We start from the raw sequence: 18,313 nt of genomic DNA on the forward strand, positions 1-18,313 counted from the left end.
GAAAGAAAGAGTATTAACTATAATAACATTAGCTAATTCTGGTATTGAGAAATTGGTATCATATAGTAACAATTTACTTGATTTATCGAAGTTCGAACAAGGCGAATGGTATTTGATATAGAGTTAAATAATTTTCAATTCATGTTAAAAGAAATAGTTGCTGAATGTAGTAAACTCAACGTAACTGAAAACCATATAATTAGTTTAAATTATGTGATCAAGCTGAAACTATGTTTGATTTGATTATGCTAGAATAAGAAAAGTATGCTAAATCTTATTTCAAATGCAATTCAATATTCAATCTGGCATGTTCTAATTACAGTAAAGCCATACAAAAATGGATAGAAGTATCAGTTGAGGATGAGGAATAGGTATACCTGAGAATGAGCTTGAAAAAATTTTTTACCATTTGAAGAAAGAGCAAAACTAAATCTAAAGCTTGTGGTGTGGCTTAGGTTTAACGTTGCAAAAGAAATTATATTAGCACATCATGGCGAAATTTGGGCTGAAAATCGCCCTAATATAGGAAGTAAGTTTATCTTTAGTTACCATTACAACAGCCAGAAGGAGGCTTTAATAAAGCTGTTTACAGTAAGAATGAAATTTTTCGTAAAACAGATGAAATGGAAAAATTATTGCAGGAATTTAGCTATGAATATCATTCTATAAAATCTCTTAAGGCGCTTGAGGAGCATATTAGAATCAATAAAAGTATTTTAATAGTTGATGATGATCAAAATGTTTTAGATACAATATCTTTGGATATATATGCTGAACGTTATAAACCCACTCCAGTTAACAATCCTTTTGAAGCTATTAAGTTGATTAAGGAGAATCCAGAATTTTTCTCTTTAGTGCTGCTAGATATGGTAATGCCTGGTAAAAATGGAGAGCAAGTTGTACGAGAAATTCATACAATAACAAAAATGTATAGTATACCCATTATTATTCTATCTGGTCATACTCAGACTTATGAAACTAAACATTTACTTTATTCCATGGGAGTAACCGCATTTATTGAAAAACCTTATACCTACAATGAGCTGCATAATATTATCAACAATTATCTCAAGCAAGCCACTATTCCACTTCCTCCCTCTCGTTTCTCTTAGTTAACTTTAATCATTATATTATATGAACAGTCTTATTCAGGCAAAGTTAAACAAAAATTGGATACTTTAAAGCTGGTAGAAAATTCCGAGTTTAATCACTCTGATATAGCATTACTATCGTCCATAGGAGATGCGTTTCCAGTATACGATTATATTACTTTAGAATCGATTGCTGGAGTTACTATTTTAAATAGTTCATCTGAATTAATAGCTAACTATATCTTAGTTCAATATTTAAAAGAAGTAATTGCAGAGATACGTAGAGCTGCAATAGCACTTGAAGCTAAGCAAGTTTTAAATGAACATTTGACAAGGTATTTAAAAGCCGAGTTCAACTTTTTGCTAACGAAAATAGCTTGCAGACTAACGCAAATCAAATAGATATAAGGGCTAGAAGAATAGAACAGCATTTAAGCAAGAGAAAAGAGTTAAAGCAATAGACAAATTAAGAGAAAGAGATGGATTACATAATACATACGTTTAGTGGTGGAGATATATTGTGGCAAATATTTAATGGCATAGGACGAGTATTTGCCTCAGATAGTGCAACTCCAGTAGGTCAATTCGCCCTAACAATAGGTGGTATATGGGCTGCAAGCAATATTTAGAGAAAATATCGGTATTTTCGCTATAGAATGGTTTTTTCCATCATTTTTTATTATCACGCTGTTATTTTCTCCAAAAGCAATGGATAAAGGATGAAGTATCGATGACTGCTCCAAGAAAAAGGTAGATAATATTCCGATAGGTGTAGCTGCTTTTGCTTCCTTTATCCTCTCAAATCAGCTATTACCTGTCAGAAATGCTTGAAACGCATCTTTTTATCAGCGGATAATAAAGGAATCTCTAGCAGAAAGACTGGAATCATGTTTGGAGCTAAAGCAATAGCTAAGATTAGAGACTTGCAAATACAAGATCCAATAACTTTAACTAATACAAAAGAATTTGTTAGACAATGTTTTATGAAGCCTTACGTTATAGGTAATATTTTAGGGAAAAAAAAAGCTGCTGCTCAGCAGACTAACGATATGCTTTATCGAACAACCTAATAATTTCGGTATTTATTATCGTGATGCTAGCTGTAAGCTTTAAAAGCTGTAAACAAGCTACTCCTTTAATTAAAGCCGCTATTAATAAGGAATTAAATGAAGGTCTGTTAACTAAGTTTGCAACTACAATTGGTGAACATTTTTATGATATAGATGAAATAGGCATTAAACTCTATAGTTTAATGCTTAAACGTATCTCAATGCTAGTAAATTAGTTTAACTGGCTATTGATTTTTTAGTAAGCTCTACTAAATGAAGAAAAGAGTCAGAGTTATGAACTGCTAAGTCAGCCATAACTTTACGATCTATAGTAATGTTTGCTTGCTTTAATCCACTAATAAACTGTGAGTAAGTAATACCATATTGTCTTACAGCAGCATTAATTCTTTGAATCCATAATGCTCTAAATTGTCGTTTACGATTGCGCCGGTCACGATAACTGTATTGAAGTGCCTTCTCTACTTTTTGAATGGCAATTCTAAAACAATTTTTAGCCCTACCGCGATACCCCTTAGCTAATTTTAAGATTTTTTTGTGGCGATTCTTGCTAACTTTACCTGATTTTGCGCGTGACATTTTTAAAACCCCTTATAAACTTATTAAGCACCGTAAGGCATAAGGTATTTAATGATATTTTTTGCATCTTGCCCTACAAGAGTCGTTGTACCTCTTAAATTCCTTAGCTGCTTCTTAGTTCTACGGCGCATAAAATGATTTTTCCCTGCTTGCGTTACTTTTAGCTTTCCACTTGAAGACAAGCTAAAGCGCTTTTTTACAGCTGATTTAGTTTTAAGCTTGGGCATAATAACTTTATCCTTTATATATATTTTTAAATTTATAACCTTCTTGAAACTACATTAATGCTAAACTAAATAAAAAAATCCTGTAGTGTCATAATCACTTAGCCTTAATTGAGGCTCAGTTTATCACATATAAGAACAATTCACAAGCATTTTTATAGTGTAAACTGATAATTTACTTAATTATACTATTTAAAAAATAATTTGTATACATTATATACTTTAATATACTTAAATTATATCAAATTATTTTGTAGATTTAGTAATTTTATAAAGCTTTTTATACAGGATAGAATGATATAAACAATATTATGTGGTTTATAATATTTATAATTTTTTCTACTTAAATTAAGTATAGAAAAGTCATAATTATTAATTTAATAATCTAAATTTTTGTATATAGAATCAATATTTTTAATTCACTAAAAAATAGTTTAAAAATGCCAGTAGAAACTTATAAATTTAATGCTGAAGTAGGTAAAGTACTTAATTTGGTAATTCATACATTATATACTAACAAAAAGATTTTTTTAAGAGAATTAATTTCAAACGCCTCAGATGCTTGTGATAAGCTCCGGTATCTTGGACAAAGTAATGCTGAATTATTGCAGGGTGATAGCAGTTTTAAAATTACCATTTCAGTAGATAAAGATAAACGTTATATAATTTTACAGGATAACGGTATTGGAATGAATAGAGAAGACCTAACAGAAAATTTAGGAACAATAGCTAGTTCTGGTACTCAAAAGTTTTTAGAACAGTTAGGCAACGATGCCAAAAAGGATAATATGTTAATAGGACAGTTTGGAGTAGGGTTCTATTCATCATACATGGTAGCAGATGAAGTTAAAGTAATATCAAAAAAAGCTGGAGAAAACCAAGCTTATCAATGGTCCTCTAAAGGAGAAGGAGAATATTATATTGAAGCTTGTGAAGCTGATTTTATTAGAGGAACAAAAATCATTCTGCATATAAAACCTGAATATGATAATTATCTAGATCATTTTCAAATAAAAGATATCATTAAAACTTATTCTGATCATATATCAATTCCTATATATTTTATAGAAGTTGATGGTAAAGAGCAGCAAGTTAACTCATCATCAGCATTATGGACTAGAGCTAAAAATGATATAACTGCTGAACAATACGAAGAATTCTATCAAAATATTGCGTATGCTGTAGATAAACCATGGCTTACTATTCATAATAAAGCTGAAGGAGTAATAGAATTTACAAGTTTATTATTTATTCCTTCATCTAAAACTTTTGATTTATTTCATCCTGACCGAAAAAGTAGAGTAAAACTTTATATAAAGAAAGTATTTATTACTGATGAAAATGTTGCTCTAATTCCAAAATATATGAGATTTTTAAGAGGAGTGGTAGATTCAGAAGATTTGCCTCTAAATATTAGTCGTGAGACATTGCAGCATAGTCCTTTAATTGATAAAATTCAGGCCTCTATAACTAAAAAAGTTCTCACTGAACTAAAAAAGCGCAAAACGGAAGATTATGAAGAATATGAAAAATTTTGGAACAATTTTGGAGCAGTACTAAAAGAAGGGTTATGTGAAGGCACAGCTGATGTTGATAAGTTGTTAAAAATTTGTTTATTTAGAAGCGCTCTGCAGGATAAATTTATTTCCATTGATGACTATATTAATAATTTAAAACCAGAACAAAAAAATATTTATTATATTACAGGAGATGATTTAGCATCTCTTAAATCTAGTCCACAAATTGAAGGTTTATTAGGTAAAAATATTGATGTGTTACTGCTCACAGATGATGTTGATAAGTTTTGGGTTATGGTAACTAGAAAATATAATGATTATTCATTAAAATCAGTAACTTCAGCTAATATTGAAATTGATAATAGTGTAGCTGCATCAAAAGATGGTAACAAAGATGATAATAGTGATTCATCATCTTCTGATAACAAAAATTATGAACAATTGATTAATTTTTTTAAAGAAGTGTTAGGTGATAAAGTTAAATCGGTAGAAATATCTAAAAAGCTTACTCGCAGTCCAGTATGTTTAACTGTGCCAGAAGGAAGTATGGATATTAGAACTGAAAGGTTTTTAATAGAACAAAAGCAATTAAACAGTCATTCTAGCAAAATTTTAGAAATTAATCCTAATCATACAATTATAAAAAAGATTAATAAAAATGTTCAGTTGAATCAAAATTTAGAAGAAGATAGAAAACTTGTAATGATTTTATTAGATCAAGCTTACTTAATAGAGGGGCAGCCTATTCTTGATCTACAGGATTATTGTAACCGTATAAACTTCTTTATTGAAAAGTCGTTAATGCAGTATTGATGTTTTAATTTAATAAATGATTGTATAAGGATTCATAATTTGTGATGTGGATTAAATGAAAGGAAATCAAGTATCAAAATAAAAAGCATCAAGCTTGGGCTGAAGAAAAAATAAAAGAATAATAAAATCTTGTATTTTCAATTGGCTAGAAAAGAATCTAATAACTCATTAATATAAGCTTGTATTATTTATTATTATTGTATTCACTTTATTTAGTGAGTTAACATTAGTTTTGTTTTTTAGTTGACAATATACAGCAAGTAATGTTATACTTATGGGGTTATTAATTTAAAACTTGAGGTGATTATGAGTGGAGATAAAGGTAATAGTGCGAGTGGTGTTGTTTGCATTGATGATGCAATGGCTCTTGCAGCTATGTCAACTGGTTTTGCAACTGCTGTTGTATTAGGATTCGTCGCGTGGTACTGTAAGCCATTACTTAAGAATATCTCTGGATGGTTGATTTCTAAATATAGTAGCCCTGTAAGTGATGATGTAAAATTACCCAATATTGATGATAGTGCATCAAGTGTACAAACAAGTGTACAAATGTTGCAAGATATTAACAATCAAAAAGTATCAAGTGTCGAGAAATTGCCAGACACTGATATTGAAAATCTGTATGAGAGTTTACCACACTTAGATTTTGCTTCTTTAGGGGAAATTGTATAAATAGTTTAGGCAATTATTCTTGACTTTTATTAAGTATTAGCACAAAAGGTAGTGTCAAATAATGCAATATAGCTCTGATTACAAAATAATAATCATAATAAGCGAAAAATTAGCTATTCTAAGCGCAATGAAATATTATTTTTTTTCTGCGCTTTTTATATAAGCCTATATAGCTGAAGTATATATAGTTGATTTTGTATATGCTTCATATTAATTACTTTGCATCTCAAAAAAATTTTTTCGAAATAAAGATTTGTTAATATACAGCTCTTAGCAAAACTAGTAAAGGTTGTTGTTAATGAACAATACAAAATCTAAGGCTTTAGATTAACTTAAAGGGTAGTAAAAAAATTTAACAATGTTACTGTTATCTTATGATAAGGAATAGTTAAAACAAATAATTATTGTTGGATTTTTGCAGTCTAAGATTAGTATAAATTAAAATTTGCGTTAAAAAAAAATAAAAGATAATTTAACTAAGTGTTATTGAAAACTCTGGTTTATTTTTGAAACTTAGAATATTTAAGAAAATGCAAAGTTTGAAGCCATACATTTTTACTCTTCGCTAGATACCAATGAGAAACATTTAATACTATATGATCTTGCATACCCTCAATTTTAGTGCTTTCTATAGTTACTACACCATCATTCTTTTTTCCATTAAAAAATATAATACAAGGCCCAAATGGCAGGTTACCTGCTATTACTCCACACTCATAGTATACATTTCCAAAAATATTATTAAAATTTTCTTGATTAGTAGTTAATTGCTGGCCAGCAGGCCCAGTAAATCTTTTATAAAGTTCGTTATTTTTTAGATAATCTGCAGCTTCGCTTCCTTTATTTGGTGTACCTATTAGCACTACCCTTCCTAAATTTGCTATTCTATATTTATGTAAATAAGCTCTTATTACTAGACCTCCCATGGAAATCCCACAAAACGAAATACTCGTATATTTCTGCTTTTGAATACTAGAAGTAATTTTATTATGAATAATATCTACTAAATTCTCGATTGAGAATTTAGTAGATGGATAATCAATATTTAATACTTTAAATCCTTGCTTATGAGCAAATGCTTCCATTCTCTTTAAAGATTTACTAGTTTTGTTTAATCCATGTAATAAAATTAGCAATGGTATTTCTTTAGAGTGATTTTTATCCAAATTGCGTTTTAAAGAATCATATTTATCCTGCCTGTTTCCAAATTGATTAGATTTTACAGTAGCAATATTTATAGGTGTAGCGGTATGAATAGTAGTATTTTCAGCAAAAAAAGATCGATATTTAGAGGTTTTTTTGATATCAGTTATAGCATGAGCTATATCACAAGTTTGTACCTTAATTGTAAAAAAAAATATTAAAATAAAAATGATTTTAGCAATCACAATTCTAATTAATGAAATATTTTTTATAAATAAACTATTTAAAATAATGCATCAAACTAAATCTACTGTGCTTTTAGAGCTATAGAATTTTTCTTGACTTTATTCTTTTTTAAAAAACTATAAATTTCTTTTACTGAAGTAATAGAAACATTAAAAAAAACTGCATCTAATTTTTTTAACGCCAAAAAAAACTATAGAGTAATTTTTTTGACTGTTAAATAATGGTGCCACAGTGTTTGGCTATTAGCATAATAAGGTATGCCTATAATTTGGTATTAAAAGTTAATTTTAATACCAATTATACCACATACTCCGCTGAAAGGTTTTATTTGTTATCATAGCTTGCTGTCTGTATCTGTTGTGCATTATTGTCTAGCAATACTTGTCTTCCCTTAGCTATAAAGTAACTAAGATCAAAGTATGTTGATAACCCTTCAGCTAGTTTATAATCGCTGCCAAAAGTTATAGCATGCATACAATTATCCCCATAAATAGAATGAGCCCATTCAATGCTAACTCCTATAGGAGCTTTTATATATGCAAGACCTATACTCCAAGAATTACTTTTAGGCTTTGTTATGATTTCATTACTAAAAAAGCTTTCTCCCCAGGTACTATAAGATATTCCACAATGAATACTATCTTTGCTTAAGCTAACTCCTACACTATAAGCTAGCACATCTTTAACTCTGATAACATCATCAATTTTGTTTTTGCATTCTGGATCATTATACATTTTCATTGGTAGAGCGTTACCATATTCTATAACTGCACCAAGCTTAATACTAGAACCGCTCTCAAAATCATGCTTGTAGTTTATGCCTCCTACCCAAGCATCAGTTACTACTCTTTTATACTCAATATACCTATTCATAGAGCCAGGTAGCTTTATTATTGTAGCTTTTGTAGTAGTGTTATCTCCAACCTTGCCAGTACTATTGCTAGTATCTGGAATATATGAAACACCTAACTTTATTCCATGATATTCAGGAGTGTAATATGATATTTTTCTCACAGATTCAGTTCCAGCATATCCAACAGCATTAGTAGTAAAGTTTTCTATAGGCAAGCTGCTACCAGCAGTAAAGTAATAATTTTGGGGGAATTTTACATATCTGGACCACATCCCCATTGCTCCACAAGTTTTAGGATTAACCTGCATTACTTTAGCTATACTATGCTGAGATCCAAACTCCATTAATCCAATTTTAGACTTGATAAAAATTCTAGATCCATTTAACGATGCAGCACTTTTAGATTTTGTAGTTGTATTAAGTACTATTTTTCCACCATAACTTATTCTTTCGTTATCTTCTGTTTTATTTTGAATAGCAAGATTTACACTACCTTCTGAATATAACAATACACTATTACTACCCTGTTTAAACTGATAATGAGGAATGCCAGCTTCAAAACTAATTGCTCCATTAAGCTTATGTGTTAGCTCTGCTAATGCAGGATTAATTAATACTCCACTCAAACATAGCATAACTAACTTTATGCCATTTGTTCTAAACTTTATCATATAAATATATTACCTCATAAATATCAGTAATCATCAAACTTAAACCCATAACCACCTTAAAGCATTATACTTTACCTTAATTATATACCACTTCATATACAAAATTATACATCATTTAATAATAATTGAGCAATATATTTCTTAGCTATTATGCTGCAATAATAAACAAATTAATTTAATAACAAGGTTTATATCTTGTACATAATTTTTAATTTAAGTATACTATGCTCCTCGCAATAAATTAAGTTATTGAGTTTAAACAAGGCTATAGTTTATGTCTATAATGTCAGATAATTGGATCAAAAAAATGGCTGAATCAGAAAATATGATTTCACCATTTATTGATAAACAAGTTAGAACACACAATAATCAGCAAATCCTTTCATATGGATTGTCATCATATGGCTATGATGCTCGTGTTAGTAATGAATTTAAAATCTTTACTAACACTAAACCATCGGTTATTGATCCAAAAAAATTTGATCAGGATTGCTTAATTACTAAAATAACTGATATATGCATTATTCCTCCAAATAGTTTTGCCTTAGGTGCTACTATAGAATATTTTAAAATGCCAAGGGATGTAATAGCTATATGTATAGGAAAATCTACATATGCACGCTGTGGAATTATTGTTAATATCACTCCTCTTGAGCCAGAATGCGAGGGACATATTACTTTAGAATTCTCTAATACTACTCCTCTTCCAGCAAAAATTTATGCAGGTGAGGGAGCATGCCAGTTTTTATTTTTTAAAGGAGAGCAACCTTGTAATACTTCATATATTGACAGGAATGGAAGGTATACAAAGCAAATCGGAGTAACACTTCCAACGGTGTGAGTTTAATTATAAATTGTAAAATAGTAAATTATGGTAATAAAATTGAAACCTAAAATAGCAGTAAAAGCTCAATATGTTAAGGATTTATCATTTGAAAATCCTGATCCAATAAACTCGTTATTTAAAATAACTGAAAAGCCAAAAATTGATACTAAGCTAGACATCAATATTACTAAATTATCAGAAGATAATCACTTTGAAGTAGAATTAAGCGCTAATGTTAGTGCAACACATAAGGATAAAAAAATATTTCATATAGAAATTATATATGCGGGAATATTCCATCTCACTAATGTAGCAGATGAAGATAAAAAATTCATATTATCAGTACGCTGCCCAGAAATAATTTTTCCATATGTACGACAAATTATTTCAGAATCAACCCAAAGAGGGGGGTTTTTGCCTTTAATGATTGATCATATAGATTTTGCTGAAATTGTATCTCAATCAAATTCAATATAGAGCTTTGTTGTAATGTCTAATTAGCTTAATCTTTCATTAAAAGATAATGAAAATGCTTTATAATCTGTTTTACTTAAATATGTGATCAATACTTTCATCGTACTGAATATCAAGATTTAAATATAAACCAGTAGTACCAATAATTATTTTCTTATTTAATACTTATTAACTGTAATAAATACTCCATTAATGCCTGTCTTATACTTTTTTTAATTTCTTCATTATTTTCATGATTAATTTTAGCAGTAAAGACATTCCCTTGAATATTCTAATCATTAAATGGAATGCCAATTTGAGCATTAGAAAGTTTTAATTTAGCTATCATATACAAACCAAATTGTGCAGAGGATTATTCTAATACTTCTTTAAGAGTAATTAGGGCAACATCAAGAAGCAAAACAACAGATGCTTATAAAATAATGAAAGTTATTTTAGATACATTAGGCTAAAATCAAAGTATATATGATCATAACTAGTTGTAATCCTAGGTGTTCAAGGTAAACAAAATACTGTTTTTTAAGAGCTATCGCTATTTCAAAGTTGTTTTTCTTTTGAACAAGCGCTCATTATCTGAATCATTATGAAAGAAACAATATCACTTAGCTCATCAACAAGAGCTGGTAGTTATAGAGCAAGAGGTATAAATTCTTGCTCAGTTTTTCAATGCCTTTGTCTTTTATCATAAGGTTTTATTGATACAGTTTTAATATTATGTAAACTATAGCTAATTAATAACAATCTTTTTTATTTTGCTGACGCAATGTTTTAATCATTTGTTAAAACTAATTTTTTTATTGCTGCTAATTTCTGTAAGGTCCAAAACCTGTTCTGCAATTTTTATACTAAATACCTCAGTAATATTTTTTTTGTAAGACTCATATCTTCGATAGTATCATGTATTGCTGTAGTAATGGATGCGTATAATATTGTTCTCATATATTCCTCATTTTTTTGATACTTTTCGTTTTTCATATTTGCTTCCTAATTTATAATTGAATTGGCACCTCAAATGAAAATGTTATATAATTACTTTGTTCAGTTACTCTGAGACTTCCTTTCATCTGATGTGTAAGATATGTTTGATAAACGCTAATCCTTTTCCTAGTTCTTGATGTATTGTTACATCTTGCTTCTCTAGTTCAGCATTTATTCTTTGTAATGTTTCTTTAGGAATGCTTAAGCATGTATTGTACTGTAATATCTACCCTTGGTAATTTCACACTTATTGCTGCCACCATCTTGATAACCTGCACCTACTGTAATCAAAAACGCCCCAGGCATAAAATACTTCCACCATCAATTATTACTCTGCATCAGATTTAATTAAATTTTTAGTTTTTGTCAAAAATAATATTGCAGAAAAAAAGTAATTTTTCTTCAACTTGCAAATTTGTTTTATACAAACTATAGTTTTTTAGTAAAATAAATACTGTGCAATAAATAAATATATTTGATTTTTAACTATATAAAAATTTCAATTTTATTTTTTTATATAATTCTTATAATAATTTTATTGAATTTTAATATAAAACTTAATCTCTGCTATTACAATTCTGCTACATTTTTGTATAAGTTGCAACTTATTAGGGATTGAAAAGTAATATTACACTTAACATAATTATAAAAAAGTTTACTATAAAAAGGGTATACTAATTAATATTAAAATGTTTTTTTGGAAAAAGAAAAAAAAATCTGAGCAGCAATTGCAGCAAAATAAGCCAGCTATAAAAAATTGGTTTAATGATCACTATGAAACTGTAATAGTCCAGCGTAATGTTGCTGTATTGTTATCGTTTATTTGTATAATATTAATTTTTATAGCAGTGGTTACTGTTATGAAAGTATCCTTGGCAAGGAATTTTGAACCATTTGTAATACAGATTGAAGAAAAAACAGGAGCTACCAGAGTTGTTAATCCAGTTGGAATTGAAGTATTAAATACTGAAAAATCTTTGGCGCAGTATTTTATTAAGTTATATATTTCTGCTAGAGAAACATATAATCCAGTAGATTTTGAGACTAGAGCTAGACAAACTATCAAATTATTGTCTAATAATAATGTTTATTGGACATATTTAAATTTTATTAATCGTAAAGATAATGACCCAAGATTGATATATGGGCAAAGAGAAACTACATCATTAAAGATTAGATCATGGTCAGAGTTGCCTGATCAAAGGTTTATAGTTAGAATAGCAATACATGAATCTATAAGTGGAAAGGTATTTAATAAAATTGTTGTAGTACAGTATCAATATGTTCCTATGGAGCTTTCTCCAGAAGAATTTGATATTAATCCAGTAGGTTTCCAAATTATAGGATATAGAATAGATGATGATTATAGTTAGAATATTTTGTATTTTCAGTCTTTTAATCTCTTCAGTAGTCTATAGTAGTTGTCTTGAAGAAGAATTTCCTATTACTGCTGACGATCGAATTAAAACTTATATATATAATCCTAGTGAAGTTTTCTTATTGGTATTGCATCCTGGATTTCAATCAAGTATTGAATTTGCTAAGAATGAGGAGATTAGAAGTATCTTCTTAGGTGATAGTTATGCTTGGGAAGTAGTTTATCCACTACCAAATAGAATATTTATCAAAGCGCTTGAAAAAAATGTACGAACTAACATGACTATTATCACAAACAAGAGAACTTATGAATTCGATATTGTATCAAAAGAACTCGAAGTAGGGCATGAACACGAATTAGTCTATTTAATTAGATTTTATTATCCACAAAAAAAAGCTCGTAATTGAAGAATAAGTAATGGAAGAGATTAACAATAATTCTAATCAAGATCAACAAGACCAATATGATCATTCTGAGGATTCTAAGGTAGTTGGACCAGAAGTACACAATGAATTTTCAAAAGTGGCATCAAGCGCTAAAAGAAGTATCTTATTAACAATAGCAATAATTATTATTACTATCATAGTACTATATTTTGTAATTTCTAATATATTTATTAACGAAGATTCCAAAGACGAAACAATAGCTGTCCCTTTGCCTGTAAATGTCATCAAGCCTAATATTGACTTACCAGGAGATGTTACTATACCAGAATTGCCTACTATACCTACACTAATAACTCCAGAGTTACCAGAAATAAAAGTTCCTAATCAAGCTAAATTAATTAATTCAACTAATGATAGCTCGAGTAAGCTAGAATCAGAACAGCATAATAAGTCATCTGAGAATTCGCAGTTAGTTAAACCTCCAGCTTTGCCATTGATAAATCAAGCGGAAAACAATCTGAAAGAATCTCAAATACCTGTGTTAAACTTATCATCTACGCAAACTAAAGAAAAAACAGCCCGTTTACAGGAAAAACGCACATCTACCAACACTATACTAATTAATAAATCTCCACCTTCTCCAAGCAAAGAAGAAATAGAACAAATAAGAAATTTTGTTGATATGGGAGAGTTAAGATATTTATTGGAAAGAGGAACTATAATAGATGCAGTAATTATAAACGCAATAAATACTGATTTTATAGGAGAAGTAATAGCTATGGTAAGCAAAGATGTTTACTCTAAAGAAGGAAAAACAGTATTAATCCCTAGAGGATCAAAAGTTTTTGGTTATCCTAGTGTATTAGATAATGCAGCTTATGGTAGAGTAATGATTACTTGGTCTGAAATACAGATTGCTGGTAGCAAATATAAATTAAACTTATCTGCTCCAACTATTGATAGGTTAGGAAAAATAGGTATAACAGGTAAAGTTAACAATAAAAATTTAGCAAGAATTATGCATGCTGTTTTAGTATCTGCTGTCAATATAGGTACAGCATTTGCACTTGATAAAATAGTATCGTTACAGAACCAGGTTGCTAATACAAATGATGGAGTCACTAGTGCGTTAATTAAAAATGTTATGAATATTAACAATGACTCTACAAAAAGTGATAGTCAAAAAATAATAGAAATTTGCAGTGTAAGTCGTAATCTTATAACTGATAAATCATCTACTATATATAGTACTATAAATCAAAAATGTCTTGAAATTGAGACATCAATAACATCTAGTGACAAGCAAAAGCTACCATCTTTAATTAATACTATTGTTCATCTCTCAACTTCTGCAACATTGAGTACCAATAGTAGTAATACTCAAAAAGCAACTAGCAGCGCTATAAATGATGTAGTTAATGAAATAAAAAAAATAATTCCAAGTCAAGAATTTAATAGAACAGTTACTCTTAATCCAGGGCAAAATATTAAAATATATGTGAATAAAGATTATTTATTTCCTGCAAAGGCAGTAAGTGGAGTAAAGTCAATACAATGAAGAATAATATTGCACTTGACACTTATTTAACTCCTTTTAAGTCAATTTTTGATGAAGAAGGGGTAAATGAAGTAATGATTAATCGCCCTGGGGAAGTTTGGATTGAAAAGAGGGGAAGTTATCGCCACGAATTAATGAAAGAATTGGATTTTAGTCATTTATCTGCTTTAGCTAGGCTAATAGCCCAATCAACAGAACAGGTTATTTCTGAGGAAAAGCCATTACTTTCAGCAACACTACCTAATGGTTATAGAATACAAGTAGTTTTTCCACCAGCTTGTGAAGTTGGATCAATAGGTATGGCTATTAGGAAGGTATCTTCACTAAATATGACTTTAGAAGATTACAATAAAGCAGGAGCATTTGATCACACTGCAATTGAAGAAGTAAGTGATGAAAACGATAAAATACTTAAAGAATATCTTCGTAAGAAAGAATTAAAAAATTTCTTACAACATGCAATAAAATCAAAAAAAAATATTATTATTAGTGGTGGTACCTCTAGTGGTAAAACTACGTTTACTAATTCTGCTTTATTAGAAGTTCCGCATACAGAAAGGCTAATTACTGTTGAAGATGCTAGAGAAATTAATATACATAATCATCCAAATCGCTTACATTTATTAGCTTCAAAAGGAAATCAGGGCCGAGCCAAGGTTACTACTCAAGATTTAATTGAAGCTTGTTTAAGGTTAAGGCCAGATAGGATAATAATTGGTGAATTACGAGGCGCGGAAGCATTTAGTTTTTTGCGTGCTATTAATACAGGCCATCCTGGGTCAATATCAACTTTGCATGCAGATACTCCAGTAATGGCTTTGGAGCAGTTAAAATTAATGGTAATGCAAGCTGGACTAGGAATGCCACCAAATGAAATCAAAAGCTATATTAATGCTGTAATTGATATAGTAGTACAATTAAAGCGTGGTGATCGTGGAATTAGATATATTTCTGAAATATATTTTAAACAAATGAGAACACAACCAAATGAATGAAAATGCATTTTTAACTAAGATTAGAAATTTAATTATAAAGACAACAATTCATTGTATTGGTGTAATATTTATAGTTTTCATCATAAAATTTTTTATACTGCTATTTACTATTGATCATAAAAATTTAATTGATGTACTGTTAAACTTTAATATAACTATTGTTTATCAATATCTAATCTGGATTATAAATTCTTGGAATCTAGTAGGTTTTAGTAGTTATAATTACTTAAAACTTAAATTATTAGTTTCTTTTATTGCTCCACCAGTTATAGCTATATTATTATATATTAAAAATTTTCATAAAATTAAGAATTGGCAGCCATATAAATTAAAAGAAAAAGTTTATGGTGATGCACGTTGGGGCAATCAAGATGATATAAAAAGAGCCGGCCTAAGGGCAAAACATGGTACACTATTAGGCGTAGATAGAGGTGGTTACTATGTTGCAGATGGATTTCAACATGCTTTACTATTTGCTCCTACCGGTTCTGGTAAAGGTGTAGGTTTTGTAATTCCAAATTTATTGTTTTGGGAGCATTCTGTGATAGTGCACGATATTAAGCTTGAAAATTATGAATTAACTAGTGGCTGGAGAGCTCAGCAAGGGCAGAATGTTTATGTATGGGAGCCAGCCAATCCAGATGGCATTACTCATTGTTATAATCCAATAGACTGGGTTAGTAGTAAACCTGGGCAAATGGTTGATGATGTACAAAAAATCGCTAATCTTATTATGCCAGAAAAAGACTTTTGGAATAATGAAGCCAGAAGCCTATTCTTAGGGGTTGTGTTATATTTAATTGCTGATAATACAAAGGTTAAAACATTTGGTGAAGTAGTTCGTACTATGCGTAGTAACGATGTAGTATATAATTTAGCTGTAGTATTAGATACTATGGGAGCAGTTATTCATCCAGTTGCATATATGAACATTGCTGCTTTTCTTCAAAAAGCGGATAAAGAGCGCTCTGGAGTAATATCAACTATGAATTCTGGACTTGAGTTATGGGCTAATCCATTAATTGATGCTGCCACTGCTTCATCGGACTTTAATATTCTGGAAATAAAAAGAAAAAAAACAACTATATATGTTGGGTTAACTCCTGATAATATCAATAGATTGCAAAAATTAATGCAAGTATTTTATCAACAATCTACTGAGTTTTTAAGCAGAAAGATTCCTAATGTTAAAGAAGAACCTTATGGAGTAATGTTTCTATTAGATGAGTTTCCTACCTTGGGAAAAATGGAGCAATTTAAAACTGGAATTGCTTATTTTAGAGGTTATAGAGTAAGACTATTTTTAATTATTCAAGACACCCAACAGTTAAAAGGAACATATGAGGAAGCAGGAATGAACTCATTTTTATCTAATTCTACTTATAGAATTACATTTGCTGCTAATAATTATGAGACTGCTAATTTGATATCACAACTCTGTGGTAATAAGACAGTAAAGCAAGCGTCACATAGCCAACCGCGATTTTTTGATCTTAATCCAGCTACTAGAACTATGAATATTTCTGAAGTACAAAGAGCATTATTACTACCACAAGAAGTTATTTTATTACCACGTGATGAGCAAATTATTTTAATAGAATCATTTCCGCCAATTAGGTCTAAAAAGATTAAATATTATGAAGATAAGTTCTTTACTAGTAGATTACTACCACCTACATTTGTTCCAACACAAACACCATATGTTCCGCCTGATTATAATTCTACATCTGATGATAGCAATAATACTGATGATAAAAAATAAATTAAACAGAATCATAATCTGTTAAGAAAATTAGTAACTAAAAGTAGCTTTTAATAAAAAATTTCACGAGAATAAAGACTACTTTGATAATAGATTAGATAAGAAAGATTTATATAAACTAAGGTTTATTAAAGATATATTTCAAATCTTTAAAGAATGACTGGGTATAGTAACAAGATATGCTAACAATTAAAATTATACCTAACAGTCTTTTTATGAGGGAATTACAAAATATAAGCTAAAATCTCAGAACGATTTACCTCTAGTATATAAAAATTACTAAAGTTTTATATCATGCATTCTATGTCTCTTTTAATTGTGTGTATTCTTTTTTTATTACTACAATTAACTTAGTTAATCACACGCAAAAATATATTATCAGTTGTCTCACTATAGTTATTAATAGTAGCTACTTATTTTTACTAATTCTTTAACTTTATAAAAATAAGAGTAAAGAGATGATTATTCTAAAATTTATAAGCAATGGAAAGCATAAGCAGTTTTTAATCAACCTATAAAACTGTCAACCTTTCTAGCTTTTTTTGATTCCAAAATAAAATTACTTATTTTTTTTATGTCTTTTAATGTTTAACTTTTATATTGCTTACGTTAATTTGAATTAACTATAGTATCCTGATATATGCAAATTGACTAGATACCTAGTGCACATTCTACGTTCTTTATCTTTTAAATTGAGTTCTTCCATTATAATTTTAGCTTTTTTTTGCTGAAGACTAAGTTTTATTCCATAACATTTGCCATTATAGTGATGAAGAAAGATAACAGGCAAGAATATATCAAAATACAGTAAAGAAAATCATACCGAACCTACAAAACCAACATCAAATAAATACAGTAAAAAACAAAAATCCCAATTAGAAGCTTCATTATAAAATAAGCTTATACGCAATAAAATTTTTAAAAACTTATATTATAATGTTAAAAATTTATGCATGCAGACTTATTTCAGAGGATTCGTGAGCAGACTATTCCGAGGGTTCATGATCCTGATATAATATTGTCCCCTTGAAGAGATAGTTCCATATCAGAAGGATTGTCATTGTTTGCATTTTCTTCCTT

The 18,313-nt window shown here is 29.2% G+C and carries 17 protein-coding genes and 1 pseudogene; 13 read left to right on the forward strand and 5 right to left on the reverse strand.

The features are described 5' to 3' along the window. Positions 1-441: 441 nt before the first annotated feature. The 4 genes and pseudogenes from OCHUTO_RS06600 to OCHUTO_RS07135 form a co-directional block, all read left to right on the forward strand. Positions 442-669, forward strand: coding sequence for a cell wall metabolism sensor histidine kinase WalK (locus tag OCHUTO_RS06600; protein ID WP_232296993.1), 228 nt, complete (start codon positions 442-444; stop codon positions 667-669). Continuing rightward, positions 624-1,112 (forward strand): response regulator, encoded by a 489-nt coding sequence (locus OCHUTO_RS06605; RefSeq protein WP_052694649.1) that lies wholly within the window; start codon positions 624-626, stop codon positions 1,110-1,112. Before OCHUTO_RS06600 ends, OCHUTO_RS06605 begins: the two co-directional genes overlap by 46 nt. Before the next feature lie 57 nt (positions 1,113-1,169). After that, a complete protein-coding gene (locus OCHUTO_RS04015) occupies positions 1,170-1,493 on the forward strand; it encodes a hypothetical protein (RefSeq protein ID WP_045797520.1) in 324 nt (107 codons plus the stop codon). Positions 1,494-1,570: 77 nt separating this feature from the next. Continuing rightward, positions 1,571-2,295 (forward strand): annotated as a pseudogene (locus OCHUTO_RS07135) (conjugal transfer protein TraG N-terminal domain-containing protein); the annotation flags it as partial. A gap of 82 nt (positions 2,296-2,377) precedes the next feature. Here the strand turns inward: OCHUTO_RS07135 and rplT are convergent. Both rplT and rpmI read right to left on the reverse strand, forming a co-directional pair. Further along, on the reverse strand, positions 2,378-2,737 hold the full coding sequence (gene rplT / locus OCHUTO_RS04030; RefSeq protein WP_045797523.1) for a 50S ribosomal protein L20: 360 nt from the start codon (positions 2,735-2,737) through the stop codon (positions 2,378-2,380). A 23-nt stretch (positions 2,738-2,760) separates the two neighbouring features. Beyond that, entirely contained in the window at positions 2,761-2,964 is a 204-nt protein-coding gene (rpmI, locus tag OCHUTO_RS04035; RefSeq protein ID WP_045797524.1) for a 50S ribosomal protein L35, read from the reverse strand. Between the two features lie 437 nt (positions 2,965-3,401). Between rpmI and htpG the strand changes: the two genes are divergently transcribed. Beyond that, positions 3,402-5,291, forward strand: a complete 1,890-nt coding sequence (gene htpG, locus OCHUTO_RS04040) for a molecular chaperone HtpG (RefSeq protein WP_045797525.1) — start codon at positions 3,402-3,404, stop codon at positions 5,289-5,291. A 306-nt stretch (positions 5,292-5,597) separates the two neighbouring features. After that, positions 5,598-5,963, forward strand: a complete 366-nt coding sequence (locus OCHUTO_RS04045; RefSeq protein WP_045797526.1) for a hypothetical protein — start codon at positions 5,598-5,600, stop codon at positions 5,961-5,963. Between the two features lie 500 nt (positions 5,964-6,463). On the opposite strand, the gene OCHUTO_RS04050 is transcribed toward OCHUTO_RS04045, so the two are convergent. Together OCHUTO_RS04050 and OCHUTO_RS04055 are read right to left on the reverse strand one after the other, a co-directional pair. Beyond that, entirely contained in the window at positions 6,464-7,351 is an 888-nt protein-coding gene (locus OCHUTO_RS04050) for an esterase/lipase family protein (RefSeq protein ID WP_045797527.1), read from the reverse strand. A gap of 325 nt (positions 7,352-7,676) precedes the next feature. Continuing rightward, on the reverse strand, positions 7,677-8,876 hold the full coding sequence (locus OCHUTO_RS04055) for a porin (protein WP_232296996.1): 1,200 nt from the start codon (positions 8,874-8,876) through the stop codon (positions 7,677-7,679). 274 nt (positions 8,877-9,150) lie between these two features. Here OCHUTO_RS04055 and dcd point away from each other — a divergent pair, with 274 nt between their 5' ends. Further along, complete coding sequence (gene dcd, locus OCHUTO_RS04060; RefSeq protein ID WP_045797528.1) at positions 9,151-9,717, forward strand: dCTP deaminase; 567 nt, start codon at positions 9,151-9,153, stop codon at positions 9,715-9,717. A gap of 42 nt (positions 9,718-9,759) precedes the next feature. After that, positions 9,760-10,179 (forward strand): protein-export chaperone SecB, encoded by a 420-nt coding sequence (gene secB, locus OCHUTO_RS04065; RefSeq protein ID WP_370664245.1) that lies wholly within the window; start codon positions 9,760-9,762, stop codon positions 10,177-10,179. Positions 10,180-11,016: 837 nt separating this feature from the next. Here the strand turns inward: secB and OCHUTO_RS06830 are convergent. Beyond that, positions 11,017-11,151: a hypothetical protein gene (locus OCHUTO_RS06830; protein ID WP_269745488.1), complete on the reverse strand. Its 135-nt coding sequence runs from the start codon at positions 11,149-11,151 to the stop codon at positions 11,017-11,019. 692 nt (positions 11,152-11,843) lie between these two features. Here OCHUTO_RS06830 and OCHUTO_RS04070 point away from each other — a divergent pair. From OCHUTO_RS04070 to OCHUTO_RS04090, 5 genes are read left to right on the forward strand one after another with little or no spacing between them, the layout of a single operon-like run. Continuing rightward, positions 11,844-12,527 (forward strand): VirB8 family type IV secretion system protein, encoded by a 684-nt coding sequence (locus OCHUTO_RS04070; RefSeq protein ID WP_045797530.1) that lies wholly within the window; start codon positions 11,844-11,846, stop codon positions 12,525-12,527. Next, positions 12,514-12,939, forward strand: a complete 426-nt coding sequence (locus OCHUTO_RS04075) for a TrbG/VirB9 family P-type conjugative transfer protein (RefSeq protein ID WP_045797535.1) — start codon at positions 12,514-12,516, stop codon at positions 12,937-12,939. The genes OCHUTO_RS04070 and OCHUTO_RS04075 overlap by 14 nt, the downstream gene beginning before the upstream one ends. Positions 12,940-12,949: 10 nt before the next feature. Continuing rightward, entirely contained in the window at positions 12,950-14,476 is a 1,527-nt protein-coding gene (locus OCHUTO_RS04080) for a TraB/TrbI/VirB10 family type IV secretion system protein (RefSeq protein ID WP_045797531.1), read from the forward strand. Then, the gene (gene virB11 / locus OCHUTO_RS04085) at positions 14,473-15,471 is read left to right on the forward strand and encodes a P-type DNA transfer ATPase VirB11 (protein WP_045797532.1); all 999 of its coding nucleotides are present in this window, start codon (positions 14,473-14,475) and stop codon (positions 15,469-15,471) included. The genes OCHUTO_RS04080 and virB11 overlap by 4 nt, the downstream gene beginning before the upstream one ends. After that, on the forward strand, positions 15,464-17,233 hold the full coding sequence (locus OCHUTO_RS04090; protein WP_045797533.1) for a type IV secretory system conjugative DNA transfer family protein: 1,770 nt from the start codon (positions 15,464-15,466) through the stop codon (positions 17,231-17,233). The genes virB11 and OCHUTO_RS04090 overlap by 8 nt, the downstream gene beginning before the upstream one ends. The last annotated feature ends 1,080 nt before the right edge of the window (positions 17,234-18,313 follow it).

Source organism: Orientia chuto str. Dubai, assembly GCF_000964595.1.
In the GTDB taxonomy this organism is placed as follows: domain Bacteria; phylum Pseudomonadota; class Alphaproteobacteria; order Rickettsiales; family Rickettsiaceae; genus Orientia; species Orientia mediorientalis.

Coding starts and splice junctions, on each gene's coding strand:
- dcd (WP_045797528.1), top strand. CDS start 9,151: ATGTCTATAATGTCAGATAATTGGATCAAAAAAATGGCTGAATCAGAA.
- rplT (WP_045797523.1), bottom strand. CDS start 2,737: ATGTCACGCGCAAAATCAGGTAAAGTTAGCAAGAATCGCCACAAAAAA.
- rpmI (WP_045797524.1), bottom strand. CDS start 2,964: ATGCCCAAGCTTAAAACTAAATCAGCTGTAAAAAAGCGCTTTAGCTTG.
- htpG (WP_045797525.1), top strand. CDS start 3,402: ATGCCAGTAGAAACTTATAAATTTAATGCTGAAGTAGGTAAAGTACTT.
- OCHUTO_RS04090 (WP_045797533.1), top strand. CDS start 15,464: ATGAATGAAAATGCATTTTTAACTAAGATTAGAAATTTAATTATAAAG.
- OCHUTO_RS06605 (WP_052694649.1), top strand. CDS start 624: ATGGAAAAATTATTGCAGGAATTTAGCTATGAATATCATTCTATAAAA.
- virB11 (WP_045797532.1), top strand. CDS start 14,473: ATGAAGAATAATATTGCACTTGACACTTATTTAACTCCTTTTAAGTCA.
- OCHUTO_RS04075 (WP_045797535.1), top strand. CDS start 12,514: ATGATTATAGTTAGAATATTTTGTATTTTCAGTCTTTTAATCTCTTCA.
- OCHUTO_RS04080 (WP_045797531.1), top strand. CDS start 12,950: ATGGAAGAGATTAACAATAATTCTAATCAAGATCAACAAGACCAATAT.
- OCHUTO_RS04070 (WP_045797530.1), top strand. CDS start 11,844: ATGTTTTTTTGGAAAAAGAAAAAAAAATCTGAGCAGCAATTGCAGCAA.
- OCHUTO_RS04055 (WP_232296996.1), bottom strand. CDS start 8,876: ATGATAAAGTTTAGAACAAATGGCATAAAGTTAGTTATGCTATGTTTG.
- OCHUTO_RS06830 (WP_269745488.1), bottom strand. CDS start 11,151: ATGAAAAACGAAAAGTATCAAAAAAATGAGGAATATATGAGAACAATA.
- OCHUTO_RS04045 (WP_045797526.1), top strand. CDS start 5,598: ATGAGTGGAGATAAAGGTAATAGTGCGAGTGGTGTTGTTTGCATTGAT.